Source organism: Mesorhizobium sp. B2-1-8 (assembly GCF_006442545.2).
Taxonomy (GTDB): Bacteria; Pseudomonadota; Alphaproteobacteria; order Rhizobiales; family Rhizobiaceae; genus Mesorhizobium.
Genome location: NZ_CP083952.1, coordinates 1,706,106 through 1,724,181 on the forward strand (window position 1 = coordinate 1,706,106; position 18,076 = coordinate 1,724,181).

Consider the following 18,076-nt stretch of genomic DNA (forward strand, 5'->3'; position numbering starts at 1 on the left):
GCGGCTATTTCGGCAGATAGGTCTCGTATGGCGTGTCGTTGATCAACAGGATCACGCATTCCGTCTGCGAGAGGCAGGCGTCGTCATGCATCTCATTGGCCTTCTGGGTCCAGTAGGATCCAGGTGGCAGTTCGACCTTGGTTGCTTCACCGCCTTCCATCTGCCAATGCGCCCAAAGACCCTGGATGACCGCGGCACGATAGTCGGCGGTGTGCGCGTGAATAGGAGCGCGCCAGTTGCCCGGAACTTTCAGCAATGTTCCGGCAGGGCCCTTGGACCTTTCGCCCCACAACGGTCCGAGGCGCTGCGGCTGGTCAGGAGCCTCGGCGACGTAAGGGATCTTGCCTGCCGGTAGATAGCTGTCCTCGAGGGCAAAGGCGCGTCCGGGAACGACCGACAGGGCGGCAAGCGCGAGCGGTGCGAAATGATTGGCCATGGGATTTCCTCCACGGCCAGACTATCCGCCGGAAGCCGGCCGGCAATGACGCTGCGTCCAAAAGACTTGGCAATTCCTCCAGCCGCGAAGGATTGGAGCGATTTGGCTGCCTGACGTCAGGACGGCTCGTCGCCGGCACCAATGTGGCGCAGATGGCTCGGCGCCACACCCATCACCCGCTTGAAGGCGCGGCTGAAGGATGCTTCCGAATCATAGCCCAGTTTCGCCGCCGCCACCGATACCCTCATGCCATCCCGGGCCAACCATTGCCTAGCCTGGTGCATGCGCACGCGCAGCACATATTTGGCCGGTGTCTCTCCGACCACCGTGGCGAAGCGCTGGGCAAAGGCGGAGCGCGAGGCTCCCATCGTCCGCGCCAGCGCCTCGACGCTCCAATCGCGATCCGGCTGCAGGTGGATGGTTGCCAGCACCTTGCCGACGTCGGGATTGCGGACGGCGGCGATCCAGCCGGTCGCATCGCCACAGCCGTTCTCCACCCAGGAGCGGATGATCGTGGCGGCGAGCACATCGGCAAGGCGGGCAAGAATCCCGCCGGAGCCGACCCGGTCCATCGTCACCTCGCCGGCCATCGCGTCGAGCAGATGCTGGATACCCGGCGCGTTCGCCATCAGCTTATGCGCCTGCATCAGGTTGGGCATCATGTCGAGCAGCGGGTGCGAACCATCGAGATTGAAATGCATGCTGCCGCAAAACAGCAAGGTCTTGGGGCCGCCACACTCGTTGGAGACGTCGTAGATATTCTCGCACACCGGTTCGATCGTGTAGCGGCCGATCGGCACCGGGGGCACGCCGGGCGCGCTGGCCAGGACATGCTCGTCGCCGCGCGGGATCAGAAGCGCGTCACCCACGGAGAGTTCGATCCACTCCTTGGCCGGCGAGAACAGCCAGCAACCCTGCTGGCCGATGAAATGAAACCGCGCCGCCTTCTGTGCGGGAAAGGAAACGGCCCAGGGCTCGCCCAGCACGCAGCGGCCATAGTCGACGCCGTCGAGCCGTAACCCGCGCAGCATGTCGGTCAGCGGATCGCCAGAAGTCGGCTGTGTCATTTTGGACGAATTGTAATTCATTCTGGTGTTTCTAGCATGGAAACTCCAGCTCGTCACTCCCATGTTGCATTGCAGCCAATGCTGCGCTGCAAACAAACCGACGACTGGCCGCATAGCCAAGCCATGACGGCAAGGCATGTAACGGGTGGAGCCCGGGCCGGTCATTTTCTATGTGGCGCCGCAAACAGATCGGAGACTGACCATGGCCGAACCCGCGACGGGCGTCATCGACGCTGCCCTATTGAACCCCGCAGATCAGGAAGAGCGAACGGAGCCGGCATGGGGCGCCGTGGTCTCGCTCGCCCTTGGCGTATTCGGTCTGGTCACCGCCGAATTCCTGCCCGCCAGCCTTTTGACGCCGATGGCGCGCGATCTCGGCGTAAGCGAAGGCGTGGCCGGGCAGGCGGTGACGGCAACCGCCATCGTCGGCGCCATCGCCGCTCCCACCATGGCCATCATCACAAGGCGCATGGACCGCAGGCTGGTGATGTGGATGCTGACGGTGTTCCTCATCCTGTCCAACCTTCTTGCCACCTTTGCCTCGTCGCTGCCCATGCTTCTGCTTGCCCGTGTCGTGCTCGGCGTGGCCCTCGGCGGCTTCTGGGCGATGTCGGCGGCCATGGCGCTGCGGCTGGTTCCGATGCGGCTGATGCCCCGCGCCATGTCGATCATCCTCACCGGCGTGTCGCTGGCCACCGTCACCGCGGCTCCTGTCGGCGCCTATGTCGGCGACGTCTGGGGCTGGCGCACGGCATTCATGATCGCGACCATCGTCGGGGCGCTGGCGCTGCTGGTGCAATTGGCCACCATTCCGAAGCTGCCGCCGGTGGGCGTCGCGAGCTTCCGCACCTTGCTCGAAGTGCTGGAGCGACCGTCGATCAGGGTTGCCTTGCTGGTCGTGCTGCTGGTCGCCTCCGGGCACTTTGCCGGCTTCACCTATGTCCGTCCCTTCCTCGAGAAGGTGCCGGTGCTCGACATCGAGACGATCTCGCTGGTGCTGCTGGCCTACGGCATAGGCGGTTTCTTCGGCAACATCGCCGGCGGCATCCTGGCTGAGCGCAACCTCAAGGCCGCGGTGGCACTGGCGCCCTTGCTGATTGCATTGGCGGCCGCCTCGATGCTGATCCTTGGCGCTTCGCCCATGATCGCCGCCGCCGCCGTCGCGGCCTGGGGCTTTGCCTTCGGCGCGGTGCCGGTCGGGCTGCAGAGCTGGCTGGTGCGGGCAGCGCCCGACCAGGCTGAAAGCGCCGGCGGACTGATGGTGGCGACCTTCCAGGTCGCGATTGCCATGGGCGCCGTCTTCGGCGGCCTGCTGGTCGACCATGCCGGCGTCGCCAGCGCCTTTGCCTATTGCGGCGCGGCGACGTTGCTGGCAGCGATCGTGGTGTTCCTGCGCGGCCCGAAGCAGGCCGAATAGCCTCTCCCAACAGCCACGCAACGGCCCGAGAACCACTGCGGTTTTCGGGCCGTCGTTATTTTGAGGCCGCGTTGAACGAATAGTGGTCGACGGGGTCCTGGGAAGCTTAGACTGCCCGCCCGTCGAACTCGAAGATCGACAAGGCGGACGGGTCGAGACCGGTGACGCAATTGACGTTGACGTAGGCGCTTCGTTCGCCGCCTTCGCTGGTGTCTTCGGCAAAGGGATGGATGCCGCAGGATCGGCAGAAGCGGTGCGCTATTTTCGCCCCGCCGAATGTGTAGCGGCCCAGGTCATCGCCCCAGGCGACGAGGGTAAGCTTGTCATGTGGCACGGCCCATAGCAGCGCACCCTTGCGGGCGCAGATCGAGCAATTGCAGCGCACGACGCCCTCAAGCTCGCCCTCCACCTCGAACGCAACCTTGCCGCAGTGGCAACTGCCCTTGTACAGCATCAGTATCTTCCTATCGCTGGCAGGTGCAAAGGCACGCTGGCCGGGTTATCCCTTCGGCAGGCCTGGCGGCTGCTTGCCCCAAGGGCGTTCTATCCTGGCGGAGTCCGACATCGACATGCAATCAATCCGCGACCATCTCGAAATCATCCTGTCACGTCTTGCCAACCGTGCGGCCGACGAGAAGGTCTATACGAAGCTTTATGCCGAAGCCGCACGGGCCGCGGCTGACGCCAGCGATGCCCGCAGCCGAGCCGGCGTGACGCTTGGCCCGCTCGACGGCACCATTGTCTCGATCAAGGATCTGTTCGATGTCGCCGGCGAAGCGACCACGGCCGGTTCGCTGATGCGCAGGACCGCTGCGCCGGCTCAGCGCGACGCCGCCATCGTCGGCCGGTTGCGCCAGGCCGGCGCGGTTATCATCGGCAAGACCAACATGACCGAATTCGCCTTCACCGCGATCGGCGACAACATGCACTACGGCACGCCCGGCAATGCCGTCGATGCCAGCCGCATTCCAGGCGGGTCGTCGTCCGGCGCCGGCGTGTCTGTGGGCGAGGGGACGAGCGAAATCTCGATCGGCTCGGACACCGGGGGTTCGATCCGCATTCCAGCATCCTTGAACGGTGTCGTCGGTTTCAAGCCGACGGCGCGGCGTGTGCCGCTTTCTGGCGCCTTTCCGCTTTCGGGCACGTTGGACTCGGTCGGGCCGCTTGCCCGAACCGTCTCGCAATGCGCCGCCGCCGACGCGGTGATGGCCGGCGAGGTGCGGAACGAATTGGCGGCCATTCCACTCGCCGGGCTTCGCATCGGCGTTCCGCGCGGCGTTCTCTTCGGCGACACGGAAGGCGAGATTGCCGCGGCCTTCGAGCATTGTCTCGGCAAGATAGGGTCGACTGGCGCACGCATTGCGGATCTGTCGATTGACGACATGATCGCGGATTTGCGCGTGGCCACCAAGCGCGGTTCCATCGCGGCGATGGAAGGCGCGGAAGTGCATGCCGACTGGCTGGCGGCAGGGGCGTCGGTGTCGGTCGACCCGCATGTCAGCGGGCCATTGTCGCGGGCGGCGCTGCTGCCGACGCCGGTCTATATCAGGGCGCTCCGCCGCCGTGCCGCGCTGGCCGCCGCCATGGATGAGCGGCTGGCGTCGATCGATGTGCTGGCTTTACCGACCACGCCGGTGACGGCGCCGACCATCGCTTCCCTGGCTGAGGATGCCGAACTGCGTGATCGTATCGAAGGCCTGCTTTTGCGCAACACGCAGGTCGCCAACCAATTCGACCTCTGCGCGATCTCGCTGCCGATGCCGGGAACATCGCTGTCAATGGGGTTGATGCTGGTGGCGCGCAAAGGCCATGACAATCGTTTGCTGAGGATCGCCGCTGAAGTGGAGAGGCTGCTGGCTGGTTGATCGGCGTGAGTCGCAGCGACGGATCAGTGCGATGAACAGTGCTTGCGTTCGCCGTCCTTGGCGGTGCGCACGATACGGGTCGCGACCAGCCAGGGCAGGCTGTAGTTCTTGCCGGTGATGGTCTGCGTGCGCTGTTCGATCGAGCCCCTGACCACGATCTTTCCGCTATAAAGCACGTCAGACTGATCGGTTATCGCCTTGTCGGCCTGCGGCAATCCGCTGGTGTCGATCGACACATCCTTGATGATCGTGCCGGTGACAAGATCGCGCGCGCTGCCCGATGGACAGGGTGCCTTGAAGCAGCGCATTCCGTTGTCGCAATAGACATAGCTGCTCTCGGCTGCCGCGTATGCCGGCAAGATGCTGACAGAGGAAGTTGCGGCAATCAGAACTGCAAGGCGAAGACAGGACATCGCCTAAACGTCGCGGAGAATTGGGGCGAAACCGCGATGCTATATCTGCGCCGGAAACCGCCGCCGGTAATGATCGACCACTTCCGGATTGCGCAGATTGACCGGCAGTTTGCCCGCCAGCACCAGCAAGGCTTCGCCCGCCGCGCCGACGCCCATGCGCATCATCGATTCCTCGGTGATCCCCGCCATATGCGGGGTGATGATGACATTGTCGAAGCCGAAATAGGGATGATTTGGTGGCAGCGGCTGCGTCGAGAAAACGTCGAGCGCGGCCCCGCCGATGCGGCATTCCCGCAAGGCGTCGATCAGCGCGTCATCATCGACGACCGGCCCGCGCGACACGTTGATCAGCAATGCGTTGGGTTTCATGCGGGCGATGCGCTCTCGGCTGATCAGGCCGCGCGTCTCCGGGGTCAGCGGACAGCAGAGCACGACGATGTCGCTCTGCTCGACCAGCGCGTCGATCGACAGGAAGCCGACTTTTTCCGGCGCCGGCTGCATGCTGCGCGTCGTTGCCACCACTCTCAGGTCGAAGCCGTGCGCGGCGATATGGCCGACGGCTTGCCCGACGGCGCCGAGACCAACGATGCCGATGGTCTTGCCGGCGAGTTCGATGTTGGAGTTGGCATGCTCGCGTCCGGCAAGCCAACCCTTGGCGCGCAGGTCGCGGTCGACCCTGCGGAACTGCCGCAGCAGTGCAAGCGCGGTGAACATGACATGCTCGGCGACCGAGCGGGCATTGACCGCCGGCACGTTGGCCACGAGCACGCCGGCTGCCGCGGCCGCTTCCATCGGGATCATGTCGAGCCCGGCGCCATGGCGGATCGCGGCCCTAAGCTTCCAGGCGCCCTCGAACAATGCCGGCGGCAGTGGCGCGCGCACGATGACGATATCGGCGTCCTTGGCCTCCCTGGTCAAGGTGGCGGCATCGAGCGCGGAGGCGATGACGAGCTGACCAGCGCCCGCCAGCCTGGCCGAGGCGCGCGGGTGCAGCGGATGCGTCGACAGGATCTTTGGCATGGTCTGGGTCACGGTCAGGCCTTTTCGAGCGCCGCGCCCGCGGGCAAAGCCGCCATGCCACCTTCGATCAGGCCTTTCCAGTAGCTTTCCGCGCCTTGCAGATGGGCGCTCATCAGCGCCTGGGCGAGATTGCCGTCGCGGCGCAGCAGCGCCTCGTAGATCTGCACATGCTCGGCATGCGAACGCACGCTGCGTTCGGGATCGTTGAAATAGATCGGCAGGCGCTGCTCGCCCATCAGGTAGTAGACGCTGCAGATGTTGTGGAAAACGCCGTTCTTGGTGGCGCGCACGATTTCGAGGTGGAATTCGCGGTCCTCCTTGGCAAGGCCTTCGCCTGCGGCGATGCGTTCCTCGGAGGCCTTGAGGATCTCGCGCAGGCGCTCGAAATTCTCTTCGGTGGCGCGCGAACAGGCAAGCTCGGCGGCCTTGATCTCATGGATCTTGCGCAACTCGACCGTCTCATAGATCTGCAGGGGATCGAGCGGCAGGCCGGCGCGTGCAAACAGCGCCAGCGCCTCGACGCTCGCCTGTTTGGTGTCGATGTAGATGCCCGATTTGGCGCGGCGCTCGACGATGCGCATGGCTTCGAGGATGGCGAGCGCTTCGCGGATCTGGCCGCGGCTGACGCCGAAATGCTCAGCCAATTCGCGTTCGGAAGGCGTGCGGCCGCTCTCCTTGTCCGAGTGGGAGAACAGATAGGCGGCGAGTTCCGCTAGAAGGTTCTTTTCTTTCATAATCAATTGCGTTGCGCGTGCGCCTCCAGGAATCGCTCAGAAATGGTGAATCCCAATCCGGGCTTTTCCGGGATCGCTATCATACCGTCCTTGGCTTCGACAGTCTCTTCGACCAGATCGTGGATCATCGGGTTGGCGCCGAGCGAATATTCGACCGTGAAACTCGAAGGCGACGCCGCGCAGACATGCAGCCCGGCGAAGAAGCATGGCGCGCCGGCCCATAGATGCGGTGCAAAACGCAGGTTGAAGGCGCTGGCAATGGTGCCGATCTTCATCGCCTCGCTGATGCCGCCGCAGAAGGCCGGGTCCGGCTGGAAGATGTCGGCGGCCTTGAGCACGGCGAGATCGCGGAAGGCATAGCGCGTCGCCTCGCTTTCGCCGGTGGCGATCGGAACCGCGCCGGTGGCTCGCACCTCTGCCATGCCCGGCTTGTCGTCGGCGATCACAGGCTCCTCGAACCAGGCGAGATCGAGATCGCCGACCAGATGGATGAAGCGCTTGGCCTCGGCCACCGTATAGGTGCCGTGGGCATCGACCATCAACTCGACGTCGGGGCCGAGCGCCTGGCGCGCGGCGCGCACGCGGGCGGCGGAGATGTGTGCCGCTCCATCCATGGCGCCGACCCGCATCTTCAGCGCCTTGAAGCCGCCCTTGGCGGCGTAGGATTTCAATTGCTCGCCGATGGCATCGGCCGACGCCCAGCCGCCGGAGGCATAGGCCTGCATGCGATCGGCCTTGCGGCCGCCGAGCAACCGCCAGACCGGCTGTCCCAGCGACTTGCCCAGGATGTCCCAGAGCGCGATGTCGACGGCACTGATGGCGGCGACGCTCATGCCGCGCCTCGCCAATTGCGGCATGGCGTGGCCGGCATGAGCGGCGGTCTCATGGCGTACGCCGTTGTAGAGCATCTCCCAGATGACGCCGATGTCGGCCGGATCTCGGCCGATCAACTGCGGCCCGACCTCGTGGTTCAGCATGTGGACGAGGGCGCCGTAGCTGCCGGCACTGCCGGCTGCGTTCTTGCCTTCGCCCCAGCCGACCAGCCCGTCATCGGTTTCGATGCGCAGGATGGCGGCGTCGAAGGTCGTCACCTGGCCGAAGTCGCTGCGGTGCTGCTTCGCGGCTTCGATCGGGACGCGGACCCACCAGGCCTGGACTGTCTTGATGCGCATATTCTTCCCCAGCCCTGCCGCCGGCCAGGGCGGAAGGGCAAATTCCCAGAGGCAATCGACTACTTGATCAGCGGCAGCAGCGTTTCGGCGGTGATGCGCATCTGGTCGGTGTAGAATTTTTCGGTGAGCACGCTGGAGCCATGATCCTGGATGAACTTCAGCTGCTCGGGCGAGATATCGACCGGGTGGCGCTCGACCATTTCGGGATAGGGTGCTGCCGGTGTGCGATCGACCGGGGCGACGAACTCATTGGTCAGCGCGCCGTCATAGCCGACTTCCTTCAGGGTCCCGACGATCCTTGGCCAGTCGATCTGGCCGAGGCCGGCGGCAAAGCGGTTGTTGTCGGCGACATGGAAGTCGAACAGGCGCTTTCCGACCTGCCGGATGGCGTCATGGACGTTAAATTCCTCCATGTGGATATGATACGCGTCAAGGCAGACGCCGCATTCGGGGCTGACCGCATCAGCCAGCGCCAGCGCCTGGGCGCCGCGGTTGAAGAGATAGGTTTCGAAGCGGTTGAGCGGTTCGACGGCAATCTTGACGCCGACCTTCTTGGCGTGGGTGAAACATTCCCGGGTCGCGTCGACCACCCACTTCCACTCCTCTTCCTCGGTGCCGTCCGGCACCACCTTGCCGACGGTTGCCGGAACCAGCGTGATGATCTCGCCGTCGAGTTCGCTGACCATCGTCAGCACATCCTTGACGTATTGCACGGAGCGCTCGCGCTGGCCCTGGTTCCTGGCGGCGAGGTTGCGTTCACCCAGCATCAAGGTCACCGCGCCCCAGCAGCGGATGCCATGCTCCTTCAGCAGCGCCCGCGTCTCCTTGGTCTTGTACTGCGCGGGCTCGCCGGAAATCTCGATCGACTCATAGCCGAATTTCTTGATGCGCTTGAGCGTCGTCTCGAGGGGTTCCGCGCGCATCCAGTTGTGCGTCGAGAGATGCATGGTCTGTCCTTCCCAGATTCGTCCGTATGGTTTGCCTGCGACATGCATCGCCGAAAGACGACGCAAGGGTTCCTCCCCAAGGCATCCCCAGCCTTTTCTTGCAAACTGGTTCGACCAATTGGGCCTGAAAAGAGGTCTACAGCAAATTCTTCGAGACGGCAACAACTGTGGCGGCGCAACTTCCATGGTGGATTAGTTTGTTGATTACATTGCGATATGTGCCGTTATTTTGCGTGTTCGGCGAGCCTTTTCGGCGCATTCCGAGACTTGACCAAATTGCCTTATTTGGTCATACCAGAATGGCAGTGTCGGCAGAGTGTCCGACGCGAAAAGACCAAAGTGACTGGCCCTGCTCCCCTCAGGCGCTATGCTTGGTCGTGACAAAACGAGGAGGATGCCGATGCCGACGACAATGAAGGGCCCTGGACTGTTTCTGGCGCAGTTCGCGGGCGATGCAGCACCGTTCAATTCGCTGGCGTCGATCACCAAATGGGCCGCCGGTCTCGGCTACAAGGGCGTGCAGATCCCGACCTGGGACGCGCGCCTGTTCGACCTCGAGAAGGCGGCGTCTTCCAAGGCCTATTGCGATGAGGTGAAGGGCATCTGCACCGATGCGGGCGTCGAGATCACCGAATTGTCGACGCATCTGCAGGGGCAACTGGTGGCGGTGCATCCGGCCTATGACGCGCAGATGGATGGGTTTGCGCCGCCATCGGTACACAACAACCCAAAGGCGCGGCAGGAATGGGCCGTCGAACAGATGAAGTTCGGTGCCAAGGCGTCGCGCAATCTCGGGCTGAATGCCTCGGTGTCGTTCACCGGCTCGCTGGCTTTCCCTTACCTCTATCCCTTCCCGCAGCGGCCCGCCGGTCTGATCGAGGAAGCCTTCGGCGAACTCGGCAAACGCTGGAAGCCGATCCTCGACACCTATGAGGACAATGGTGTCGATGTCGGCTACGAAATCCATCCCTCGGAGGACGTGTTCGACGGGGCGACCTTCGAGATGTTCCTCGACGCGGTCGGCGGCCACAAGCGCTGCAACATCAACTACGACCCTTCGCACTTCCTGCTGCAGCAGCTCGACTATCTCGAATTCATCGACATCTATCACGAGCGTATCAAGGCCTTCCACGTCAAGGACGCTGAGTTCAATCCAACCGGACGGCAGGGCGTGTACTCCGGGTACCAGAGCTGGACGAACCGCGCTGGTCGTTTCCGTTCGCTCGGTGATGGGCAAGTGGATTTCGGCGGCATCTTCTCCAAGCTGACGCAGTACAATTACGATTCCTGGGCGGTGCTGGAATGGGAATGCTGCCTGAAGCATCCGGAGGACGGTGCGGCCGAAGGGGCGCCCTTCATCCAGCACCACATCATCCGGGTAACGGAGAAGGCATTCGACGATTTCGCCGCCGGCACCACGGACAAGAAGCTGCTGCGCGCCATGATGGGAATTTGACACCGCTTTCGCTTCCCCTCGGGGGAGGGGCATCTCATACGAGGGAGAAAAACATGGTTGGCGCATCGAAGTCGGAAACGGGAGGCGGCCCGATCCGCTACGGCATGGTTGGCGGCGGACAAGGCGCCTTCATCGGTGCGGTGCACCGGATCGCGGCACGCATGGACAATGATTTCGTGCTGGTCGCGGGCGCCCTGTCGTCCGACCCGGCACGTGCGAAAGCCTCGGCCGCCGAACTTGGGCTCGATCCCTCACGCAGCTATGCGTCCTACGCCGAAATGGCCAAGGCCGAGGCGAAGCGCCCGGATGGCATCGAGGCGGTGGCCATCGTCACCCCCAACAACGTGCATGTGCCGGCGGCCAAGGCTTTCCTGGAGGCAGGCATCCACGTCATCTGCGACAAGCCGCTGGCGACCACGCTGGCCGAAGCCAAGAAGCTCGCGGCGATAGTCGAGAAGACCGGCAAGGTGTTCGTACTCACCCACAATTACACCGCCTACCCGATGGTGCGGCAGGCCCGCGAGATGGTGGCCAAGGGCGTCCTCGGCGACATCCGCATCGTGCAGTCGGAGTATCCGCAGGACTGGCTGACCGAGGACCTCGCCGCCACCGGCCAGAAGCAGGCTTCATGGCGGGGCGACCCCAAGCAGGCGGGTGCCGGCGGTGCGCTCGGGGATATCGGCACCCATGCTTACAACCTCGCCCGCTTCGTCTGCGGGCTCGAACTCGACTCCCTGTCGGCCGATCTCGATGCCTTCGTGCCGGGCAGGCTGCTCGACGACAACGTCAATGTCATGCTGCGTTTCAAGCCGACGGGAAAAACGCATCCGGCCAAGGGCATGATCTGGGCAAGCCAGGTGGCGCCCGGTCATGAGAACGGCCTGAAGCTGCGCATCTACGGTTCGAAGGGCGGGCTGGAATGGGTGCAGGCCGATCCCAACTATCTCTGGTACACGCCGTTCGGCCAGCCGAAACAATTGATCACCCGCAACGGCGCCGGTGCGCTGCCGGTGGCAGGCCGTGTCAGCCGCGTTCCCTCAGGCCATCCCGAGGGCTATCTCGAAGGTTTCGCCAACATCTATCAAGAAGCAGCACGCGCCATCCGCGCGGCACGCAAGAAGGGCGGCAAGCCGGCAAAGGATGTCGTCTTCCCGACCATCCAGGACGGCGTCGAAGGCATGGCTTTCATCGAAGCCTGTGTGAAGTCTTCGAAGAAGAATGGGGCGTGGACCAAGCTATAAGGGGCGCCTAGCCAGCGGGAATGGGGAGGGGTCGATGAAAATCGGCATGTGCATGTTCTTGTGGACGACGGCGGTATCGAAGAAGCACGAGCCGTTGCTTCGCGACATCAAGGCAACCGGCTTCGACGGTGTCGAGATCCCGATCTTCGCCGGCACGCCGGACGACTACAGGAAACTGGGCGAGTTGCTCGACCGTATCGGGCTGGAGCGGACCGCTGTTTCAGCGATGGGCGATCCGGCGATGAACCTGATTGCGGCCGATGCGGCAACGCGCAAGGCTGGCGTCGATTACATGAAATGGGCCATCGATTGCGCCGATGCGCTTGGCGCCAGCACGCTGAGCGGACCGCTGCATTCGACGCTTGGCGCCTTTTCCGGGTCCGGGCCGACCGCCGCCGAGAAAAAGCGCTCGATCGCCTCGCAGCGCGCCATCGGCGACCATGCCGGCAAGCGGAACATCACCATCGGGCTCGAGGCGCTGAACCGCTTCGAATGCTATCTCCTCAACACCATGGCCGACCTGTCGGAGCATGTCGACGCAATCGACCGGCCGCACATCAAGGCGATGTACGACACGTTTCATGCCAATATCGAGGAAGCCGACCCGATCGGCGCCTATACGAAGCACCGCAGGAATGTCGTTCATATCCACATATCGGAGAACGATCGCGGCGTGCCGGGACGCGGCAACATTCCGTGGAAAGAAACCTTCGCGGCGATCCGCGAGAGCGGCTACGACGACTGGCTGACCATCGAGGCGTTCGGGCGCTCGCTCAAGGATTTGGCCGCGGCGACCAAGGTGTGGCGCGATTTTTCCGAGACGCCGGAAGCGGTGTACCGGGAGGGGTATAGGCATATCAAGAACGGGTGGAAGAAGGCCGCGTAGGAAGCCGATCACGTTGCGGCGGCGATCCTTCGCGCCCCCCTCTGTCCTGCCGGACATCTCCCCCACGAGGGGGAGATTGGCAGCTTCGCGGCCGTCGCTTTCTTGCAACGCTGGTGATTGGCGAAAGCACGGATGACATCCGATCTCCCCCCTCGTGGGGGAGATGCCCGGTAGGGCGGAGGGGGGCGCTGTCCCGCCGGCCTCTCGTCCGTTTCTATATTACAAAGCTATCCCTGCTTGGCCTGCAGCCTGTTGTAGTCGTGGATCGTCCGGCTCAGCCTGCGGCGCAGGAAGTTGGATATGTTGTCGAAGATGAAGACGACGAGCAGGATCAGCAGCACCATGTAGAAGACATTGGCCCAGTTGGAGTTGGTGCGCATGGCTTCCCACAGTTTCAGGCCGATGCCGCCGGCGCCGACGGCGCCGATGATGGTGGCGCCGCGGGTGTTGGATTCCCACTGGTAGAGCGTCTGGCTGATGAAAATCGGGATCACTTCGGGCATCACGCCGTAGCGCTGCACGAGGAGGCCGTTGGCGCCGGTCGAAAGCACTCCCTCACGTGGCTTGTCATCGATGTTCTCCAGACCTTCCGAATAGACTTTGCCGAGGGTGCCGATCTCGGTGAAGAAGATCGCGGCACAGCCGGCCAGCGGTCCGGGGCCGAAGGCGCGGGTGAAGAACAGCGCCCAGATCAGCATGTCGACCGAGCGCATGAAATCGAAGAAGCGCTTGAGCACCTGGCTGAGCACGCCGCTCGGCGTGATGTTGCGCGCCGCGAAGAAGGCCAGCGGGAAGGCGACGATGCCGCCGAGCAGCGTGCCGAGGAACGCCATGACGATGGTCTGCAAGAGCTTCGTCCAGACGTCGCCGTGCTGCCATTGGGCGTTGTTCCAGATGTTGTCGCCGGCCAGCGCGAGGTTCGACGTGCCGGGCTTCAGTTCTGGTCCCGACATGACCAGCGAGATCACTTCCCCCGCTGATTTGCCGAAGAAGGGCGAGCGTGTGTCGAAGACGAAGTTCGCCCAGCCGAGGAAGCGCTTGCGCACCTTGACCCGGTCGACGGTGACGCGCACCTCGCCGACGAAGCCCATCTTGGCGACGATCTCATCGTCATGAACCGTCATCCAGTCGGGCACCAGGCCCGAGATTACAGGCTTGCCGCTTGTCAGGGCCACCGGCACTGTCTGTCCATGAGCGACAATCGTCGCATAGGTCTTGTCGAAGGTGATGGATTTGGCCTGGCCGTCGATCTGCACGGTGAAGGAACCGTCGGCATTCCTGATCACCCAATCCGGATTTGGATTGTCGCCCAACGCCGAGAAACGCGGATATTTGGGCGTGATCTCCGGCTGGTCGAGACGGAATTCCGGCTGCAGATCGTAGCTGATCCACTGCGTCAGGAAGAGCGGGAGGCGCTCCCAGTGCGATTCCCGCAACACCTGCGGCAGGCTGAAGAACCACAAGGCATAGACCAGGTAGAGGAGAGTGCCAACGAACAGGAGCAGCGGACCGAAGCGCTTGTACGCCGGGCGCTGGAACACCTGCGGATGGCGTGCCTCGATCGACAGAATCTCCTCGGCGGTCATGGTCGTCATGATTTACACCCCCATCATAAAGGCTTGTTCGCCGACCAGCTTGCGGCGAAGCCAGGCGGAAAACTGGTCGATGATGAAGATGGTGGTGAACAGCAGCAGCACCAGCGCCAGCGTCTTGGCGCCGAAGCCGCGGGAGATGGAGAGCTTGAGTTCTTCGCCGATGCCGCCGCCGCCGACGGCGCCAATGATGGTCGAGGCCCGCACGTTGATCTCCACCCGCAGAAGCGTATAGGACACGAAATTGGGCAACACCTGCGGCAGGTCGGCGAAGCGCACCCGCTCGAACCAGTTGGCGCCGACCGCCGTCAGGCCTTCCTCGGCACGCATGTCGATGTTCTCGTTGATCTCGTAGAACAGCTTGCCGAGCGCGCCGATCGAATGCAGGCCGATGGCGATGATGGCAGCGATCGGACCTGTCGAGACGATGGCCGCGAAGAGGCCGGCGATGACGATCTCGGGAAAGGCGCGCAGCAATTCCATGAAACGCTTGACCACCAGCCGCAGAGCCGGATGGGGCGTCAGGTTGCGCGCCGCGATGAAGGAAAAAGGTACCGCGAGGATGAAGCCGATGAAGGTCGAGACCAGCGCCACGTTCACCGTGGTCAGCATCAGCTCGAAATATTCGGGGACGTAGAAACCGCCCCACACATAGACACGGCCAAGCGGGAAGTTGAATTCCTGGGTGCCGGTATCATGCGGCGAGGCGATGTCGAACAGCGCCCGCCAGACGTCGTTCCAGTCCCTCGGGACCAGCCAACTCAGGAAATCCAGTATGTGCGGCAGCCGGTCGAAGAAATGCCCGGCATTGGCTTCGTCGGCGAACCACATGCTGGAGAGCATCGCGGCAAGCAGCAGTCCGACGCCGAGCACGGTATAGAACCGGCGCAGCGACGTCTGGCGTCGCCATGCATCGGCCGTCTGGTGGGTGGCGCCGGAGGGGGTTGTCACGGAAAGGGTCATGATCGGAGATGCAAAAAGGGGCGGTACTTCGAAGTACCGCCCCTTTGCAATTTCGCCGTTAGCCGCCGATGGCTGCCTTACGGGCTTCGACGATGACCTTGTAGAAGTCCGGCTTCACCGGAACGTAGCCGGTGAAGTCGCCGCCTTCGACGCCTTCGAAGCAAGCCTTGTCCTTCTTGGGCAGATCGGTGAAGAAGGCGGCCAGCTTGGCGGTCATGTCGTCGCCTATCGCGGTGCGCACGACGAGCGGGCCGTTCGGGATCAGGCCCGAGCGCCAGACTTCGACGAAGTCGTTGGGGTCGACGGCGCCCTTGGCGACTTCCTTGTGGAAGGTGCCGGAGGTGTAGCCGTTCTTGAAGTCGCCGATGCCCGAGGAATCGTCGACCGCGACGTCGACCTTGCCATCACGCACGGCCAGAACGTTGTTTTCGTGGCCGCCGTTGAACTGGGTCGAAGCGAAGAAGGCTTCGTTCGAGGCGCCGGTGGTCTTCGGAATCTGGGTCAGCGGGATCAGGTAACCGGAGGTCGAATCCGGATCGGCATAGCCGAGCTTCTTGCCCTTGGCCGACTTGATGTCGGTGATCCCGGAGGTCTTCAGCGCCAGGCCGATAGAATAATAGCCGGTGGCGCCGTCGGTCTGCTTGGTGGTGAGGATCGGGGTAACCGCCTTCGGATCCTTGAGATAGACGCTGGCATAGCCGGAAGCGCCGAGTTCGGCGAAGTCGAGCGTGCCGCCGAGCAGGCCCTGGATGACGCCGTCATAGTCGGCGGCGGGGAACAGCGAAACCTTCTCGAAGCCGAATTCCGTCTTCAGGTGATCGGCCAGGCACTGGTAGTTGCGCAGCCGGTCGGTTTCGTTTTCGCCACCGAGAATGCCGACGCGAAATTCCTTCATGTCGGCGGCGTGGGCCATGCTGGTGGCCATGGCGAGCACCGAAACGGCACCGAAAACCATCTTCCTGAACATTGATATCTCTCCTGTAAGTTCCGGCCCCGCGCCGGCAGCGTTCTTGATCTTGACAAGTGCCCTTGACGCGGGCGGACGATCCAGGCTGCTCGCTATGCCCGTAATGGGCTCAGTATCCCGGAAATGCGGGTTCGAGCGGTCCGGCGGATGCGGCGATCTTCTGCTTGAAGGCTACGCTGGTGGAGGTGATGACCTCCGATATCTCGCCGCCATTGCTGTCGGCGCCGTAGACAAGACGCACGGCGTCGCGGTCGAGCTCTTCGGGCGGCCCGTCGAAGACGACCTTGCCGGCGGCCATGCCGATGACGCGGTTGCAATAGGTACGAGCGGTATCGAGCGTATGCAGGTTGGTGACGACGGTGATGCCTTCGCGCAGATTGATGTCCTGCAGCGAATCCATCACCACCTTGGCGTTGAGCGGGTCGAGCGAGGCGATCGGCTCGTCGGCGAGGATCACCCTGGGCTGCTGCATCATGGCGCGGGCGATGGCGACGCGCTGCTGCTGGCCGCCAGACAAGGTGCCGGCCGGCTGAAGTGCCGTACGGGCGATGTCGAGCCGCTCGAGCGCGGCGACCGCCTCTGCGCACTCGGCGCGCGAGAACATGCCGAGAAGGTTGGACAGGGTCGAGCGGTGGTTCAGTTTGCCGAGCAGCACGTTGGTCAGCACGTCGAGGCGCGGCACCAGGTTGAACTGCTGGAAGATCATGGCGCAATCGCGCTGCCAGCGCCGCAAGGGCGAGCCGCGCAACTGGGAAACCTCCGCGCCGTCAAAAAAAATCGACCCCTGGCTGGGATCGACAAGACGGTTGATCATGCGAAGAAGAGTCGACTTGCCGGCGCCCGAACGGCCAATGACGCCAACCATCTGCCCCTGCGGGATCGAGATGTTGACGTCACTGACGGCGGTGTTCTTGCCAAATCGTCGGCTGACGCCGCGGATTTCGAGCGTGGCAGAGCTTGCTGACATGGGCTGGTTCCAGTCCGGTCCATATTGATCGTCAGGCTCTCGCCTAACGCAGCCACATGAACCTGCCGTGTCGCCGGCATGTCAGTTTTGTTACGCTCCACAGATACGACGGTCGGCGTCCTGCTGGCGATCAGCCAAGCACCAGCAATTCCTCGAAATGTTTCATGTCGCGGAATGCGCAGAAGGCGGGGGCCTTGATCTCGATCACCGGAGCCTGCCGCGCGAAAAGCGCCAGGCAATCGTCGAACAGTGCCTGCCATGCGGCAGCGCTGTCGTCGGCGAGACGCTGGATCTGGTAGGCGAAGGTGATGTGAAAGACGTAATTGTCGTGGTCGGGGTGCCGGTAGCCGAACGGCACAGTCAGAGCATCGCGCCATGCACGCATGATGCGCATGTCCTCGTCGGTCGCGCCGGCAACCGTGAGGCCGGTCGGCACGATCTCGAGCACCTCGATGTTGAACGGGCCGGCGCCCTCGAAACCCTTGAGGCGCTCCAGATAGAGCCGGGTCATGGCGTCGATGCTGGTGTCGAGCGGGACGTCCCGCGGCCAGTAAGGCAACCGGCGGCGATATTCGATGATGCCCTGGAACAGCGTCATGTGCAGGCTGGAGACCGGCGTGAAGGCGAGGCGATCGGCGTCCGGCATTGCCATCATCCGATTGCGTACAGTGAGCACCACCGCTTCGGATGGCGAGCCGCTGACCAGATGGCTGACGACGGTGTTGCCGGGCTCGAGGAGAAAATTGCCCGACGCGTCGTAGCGCGTGCCGAGATGCGTCGGCGGCGACGGATTGGAGCCGGCAAAGAATCCGGCGAGCGAGGGCCTGACAGTTTCGAGCATGGCGATCTCCTTGGGAGATGGCGTCCTGTCCGAATCTTATGTCAGGGATATGAACAGGCTCGCTCTACGACGATGATGTGAGGGCTCTGTCT

General features: G+C 63.4%; 18 protein-coding genes. 5 read left to right on the forward strand and 13 right to left on the reverse strand.

Going from position 1 to position 18,076, the window contains the following annotated elements:
• Positions 1-4: 4 nt before the first annotated feature.
• Positions 5-436 (reverse strand): DUF4437 domain-containing protein, encoded by a 432-nt coding sequence (locus tag FJ970_RS08375; protein ID WP_140756437.1) that lies wholly within the window; start codon positions 434-436, stop codon positions 5-7.
• A gap of 116 nt (positions 437-552) precedes the next feature.
• A complete protein-coding gene (locus FJ970_RS08380; protein ID WP_140756435.1) occupies positions 553-1,524 on the reverse strand; it encodes an AraC family transcriptional regulator in 972 nt (323 codons plus the stop codon).
• 181 nt (positions 1,525-1,705) lie between these two features.
• Between FJ970_RS08380 and FJ970_RS08385 the strand changes: the two genes are divergently transcribed.
• The gene (locus FJ970_RS08385) at positions 1,706-2,920 is read left to right on the forward strand and encodes an MFS transporter (RefSeq protein ID WP_140756434.1); all 1,215 of its coding nucleotides are present in this window, start codon (positions 1,706-1,708) and stop codon (positions 2,918-2,920) included.
• A 106-nt stretch (positions 2,921-3,026) separates the two neighbouring features.
• Here the strand turns inward: FJ970_RS08385 and FJ970_RS08390 are convergent, their stop codons facing one another.
• A complete protein-coding gene (locus FJ970_RS08390; protein WP_140756432.1) occupies positions 3,027-3,374 on the reverse strand; it encodes a GFA family protein in 348 nt (115 codons plus the stop codon).
• Positions 3,375-3,489: 115 nt separating this feature from the next.
• Between FJ970_RS08390 and FJ970_RS08395 the strand changes: the two genes are divergently transcribed.
• Complete coding sequence (locus FJ970_RS08395; protein ID WP_140756430.1) at positions 3,490-4,785, forward strand: amidase; 1,296 nt, start codon at positions 3,490-3,492, stop codon at positions 4,783-4,785.
• A 23-nt stretch (positions 4,786-4,808) separates the two neighbouring features.
• On the opposite strand, the gene FJ970_RS08400 is transcribed toward FJ970_RS08395, so the two are convergent.
• The 5 genes from FJ970_RS08400 to FJ970_RS08420 form a co-directional block, all read right to left on the reverse strand.
• On the reverse strand, positions 4,809-5,093 hold the full coding sequence (locus tag FJ970_RS08400; RefSeq protein ID WP_227792053.1) for a hypothetical protein: 285 nt from the start codon (positions 5,091-5,093) through the stop codon (positions 4,809-4,811).
• Between the two features lie 144 nt (positions 5,094-5,237).
• A complete protein-coding gene (locus tag FJ970_RS08405; protein WP_140756498.1) occupies positions 5,238-6,218 on the reverse strand; it encodes a hydroxyacid dehydrogenase in 981 nt (326 codons plus the stop codon).
• 14 nt (positions 6,219-6,232) lie between these two features.
• Complete coding sequence (locus FJ970_RS08410) at positions 6,233-6,952, reverse strand: FadR/GntR family transcriptional regulator (protein ID WP_140756427.1); 720 nt, start codon at positions 6,950-6,952, stop codon at positions 6,233-6,235.
• Between the two features lie 2 nt (positions 6,953-6,954).
• On the reverse strand, positions 6,955-8,124 hold the full coding sequence (locus FJ970_RS08415) for a mandelate racemase/muconate lactonizing enzyme family protein (RefSeq protein ID WP_140756425.1): 1,170 nt from the start codon (positions 8,122-8,124) through the stop codon (positions 6,955-6,957).
• A 59-nt stretch (positions 8,125-8,183) separates the two neighbouring features.
• A complete protein-coding gene (locus FJ970_RS08420) occupies positions 8,184-9,071 on the reverse strand; it encodes a sugar phosphate isomerase/epimerase family protein (RefSeq protein ID WP_140756423.1) in 888 nt (295 codons plus the stop codon).
• A gap of 400 nt (positions 9,072-9,471) precedes the next feature.
• On the opposite strand from FJ970_RS08420, the gene FJ970_RS08425 reads away from it, so the two are divergent.
• The 3 genes from FJ970_RS08425 to FJ970_RS08435 are packed head-to-tail and all read left to right on the forward strand — an operon-like array spanning position 9,472 to position 12,654.
• Positions 9,472-10,527, forward strand: coding sequence for a sugar phosphate isomerase/epimerase family protein (locus tag FJ970_RS08425; protein ID WP_140756422.1), 1,056 nt, complete (start codon positions 9,472-9,474; stop codon positions 10,525-10,527).
• Between the two features lie 53 nt (positions 10,528-10,580).
• Positions 10,581-11,768 carry a Gfo/Idh/MocA family protein gene (locus tag FJ970_RS08430; protein WP_140756420.1) on the forward strand — a complete coding sequence of 396 codons (1,188 nt, stop codon included), beginning with the start codon at positions 10,581-10,583 and terminating at the stop codon, positions 11,766-11,768.
• Positions 11,769-11,802: 34 nt separating this feature from the next.
• Positions 11,803-12,654, forward strand: a complete 852-nt coding sequence (locus tag FJ970_RS08435; protein ID WP_140756418.1) for a sugar phosphate isomerase/epimerase family protein — start codon at positions 11,803-11,805, stop codon at positions 12,652-12,654.
• A 227-nt stretch (positions 12,655-12,881) separates the two neighbouring features.
• Here the strand turns inward: FJ970_RS08435 and phnE (FJ970_RS08440) are convergent, their stop codons facing one another.
• From phnE (FJ970_RS08440) to FJ970_RS08460, 5 genes are all read right to left on the reverse strand, one after another.
• The gene (gene phnE / locus FJ970_RS08440; RefSeq protein ID WP_140756400.1) at positions 12,882-14,249 is read right to left on the reverse strand and encodes a phosphonate ABC transporter, permease protein PhnE; all 1,368 of its coding nucleotides are present in this window, start codon (positions 14,247-14,249) and stop codon (positions 12,882-12,884) included.
• Positions 14,250-14,252: 3 nt separating this feature from the next.
• The gene (phnE, locus tag FJ970_RS08445; protein WP_140756398.1) at positions 14,253-15,209 is read right to left on the reverse strand and encodes a phosphonate ABC transporter, permease protein PhnE; all 957 of its coding nucleotides are present in this window, start codon (positions 15,207-15,209) and stop codon (positions 14,253-14,255) included.
• A gap of 58 nt (positions 15,210-15,267) precedes the next feature.
• The gene (gene phnD / locus FJ970_RS08450) at positions 15,268-16,176 is read right to left on the reverse strand and encodes a phosphonate ABC transporter substrate-binding protein (protein WP_140756396.1); all 909 of its coding nucleotides are present in this window, start codon (positions 16,174-16,176) and stop codon (positions 15,268-15,270) included.
• 109 nt (positions 16,177-16,285) lie between these two features.
• Positions 16,286-17,143, reverse strand: coding sequence for a phosphonate ABC transporter ATP-binding protein (gene phnC / locus FJ970_RS08455; RefSeq protein ID WP_140756394.1), 858 nt, complete (start codon positions 17,141-17,143; stop codon positions 16,286-16,288).
• 130 nt (positions 17,144-17,273) lie between these two features.
• The gene (locus tag FJ970_RS08460; RefSeq protein ID WP_140756392.1) at positions 17,274-17,984 is read right to left on the reverse strand and encodes a DUF1868 domain-containing protein; all 711 of its coding nucleotides are present in this window, start codon (positions 17,982-17,984) and stop codon (positions 17,274-17,276) included.
• Between the last annotated feature and the right edge of the window lie 92 nt (positions 17,985-18,076).

Excerpts from the sequence above, each read along its gene's own strand:
- FJ970_RS08435 (WP_140756418.1), top strand. The coding sequence starts at position 11,803 with ATGAAAATCGGCATGTGCATGTTCTTGTGGACGACGGCGGTATCGAAG.
- phnE (WP_140756400.1), bottom strand. The coding sequence starts at position 14,249 with ATGACGACCATGACCGCCGAGGAGATTCTGTCGATCGAGGCACGCCAT.
- FJ970_RS08405 (WP_140756498.1), bottom strand. The coding sequence starts at position 6,218 with ATGCCAAAGATCCTGTCGACGCATCCGCTGCACCCGCGCGCCTCGGCC.
- FJ970_RS08375 (WP_140756437.1), bottom strand. The coding sequence starts at position 436 with ATGGCCAATCATTTCGCACCGCTCGCGCTTGCCGCCCTGTCGGTCGTT.
- phnD (WP_140756396.1), bottom strand. The coding sequence starts at position 16,176 with ATGTTCAGGAAGATGGTTTTCGGTGCCGTTTCGGTGCTCGCCATGGCC.
- FJ970_RS08390 (WP_140756432.1), bottom strand. The coding sequence starts at position 3,374 with ATGCTGTACAAGGGCAGTTGCCACTGCGGCAAGGTTGCGTTCGAGGTG.
- FJ970_RS08385 (WP_140756434.1), top strand. The coding sequence starts at position 1,706 with ATGGCCGAACCCGCGACGGGCGTCATCGACGCTGCCCTATTGAACCCC.
- FJ970_RS08395 (WP_140756430.1), top strand. The coding sequence starts at position 3,490 with ATGCAATCAATCCGCGACCATCTCGAAATCATCCTGTCACGTCTTGCC.
- FJ970_RS08400 (WP_227792053.1), bottom strand. The coding sequence starts at position 5,093 with ATGCGCTGCTTCAAGGCACCCTGTCCATCGGGCAGCGCGCGCGATCTT.
- FJ970_RS08460 (WP_140756392.1), bottom strand. The coding sequence starts at position 17,984 with ATGCTCGAAACTGTCAGGCCCTCGCTCGCCGGATTCTTTGCCGGCTCC.
- FJ970_RS08420 (WP_140756423.1), bottom strand. The coding sequence starts at position 9,071 with ATGCATCTCTCGACGCACAACTGGATGCGCGCGGAACCCCTCGAGACG.
- FJ970_RS08425 (WP_140756422.1), top strand. The coding sequence starts at position 9,472 with ATGCCGACGACAATGAAGGGCCCTGGACTGTTTCTGGCGCAGTTCGCG.
- phnE (WP_140756398.1), bottom strand. The coding sequence starts at position 15,209 with ATGACCCTTTCCGTGACAACCCCCTCCGGCGCCACCCACCAGACGGCC.
- FJ970_RS08415 (WP_140756425.1), bottom strand. The coding sequence starts at position 8,124 with ATGCGCATCAAGACAGTCCAGGCCTGGTGGGTCCGCGTCCCGATCGAA.
- phnC (WP_140756394.1), bottom strand. The coding sequence starts at position 17,143 with ATGTCAGCAAGCTCTGCCACGCTCGAAATCCGCGGCGTCAGCCGACGA.
- FJ970_RS08380 (WP_140756435.1), bottom strand. The coding sequence starts at position 1,524 with ATGAATTACAATTCGTCCAAAATGACACAGCCGACTTCTGGCGATCCG.
- FJ970_RS08410 (WP_140756427.1), bottom strand. The coding sequence starts at position 6,952 with ATGAAAGAAAAGAACCTTCTAGCGGAACTCGCCGCCTATCTGTTCTCC.
- FJ970_RS08430 (WP_140756420.1), top strand. The coding sequence starts at position 10,581 with ATGGTTGGCGCATCGAAGTCGGAAACGGGAGGCGGCCCGATCCGCTAC.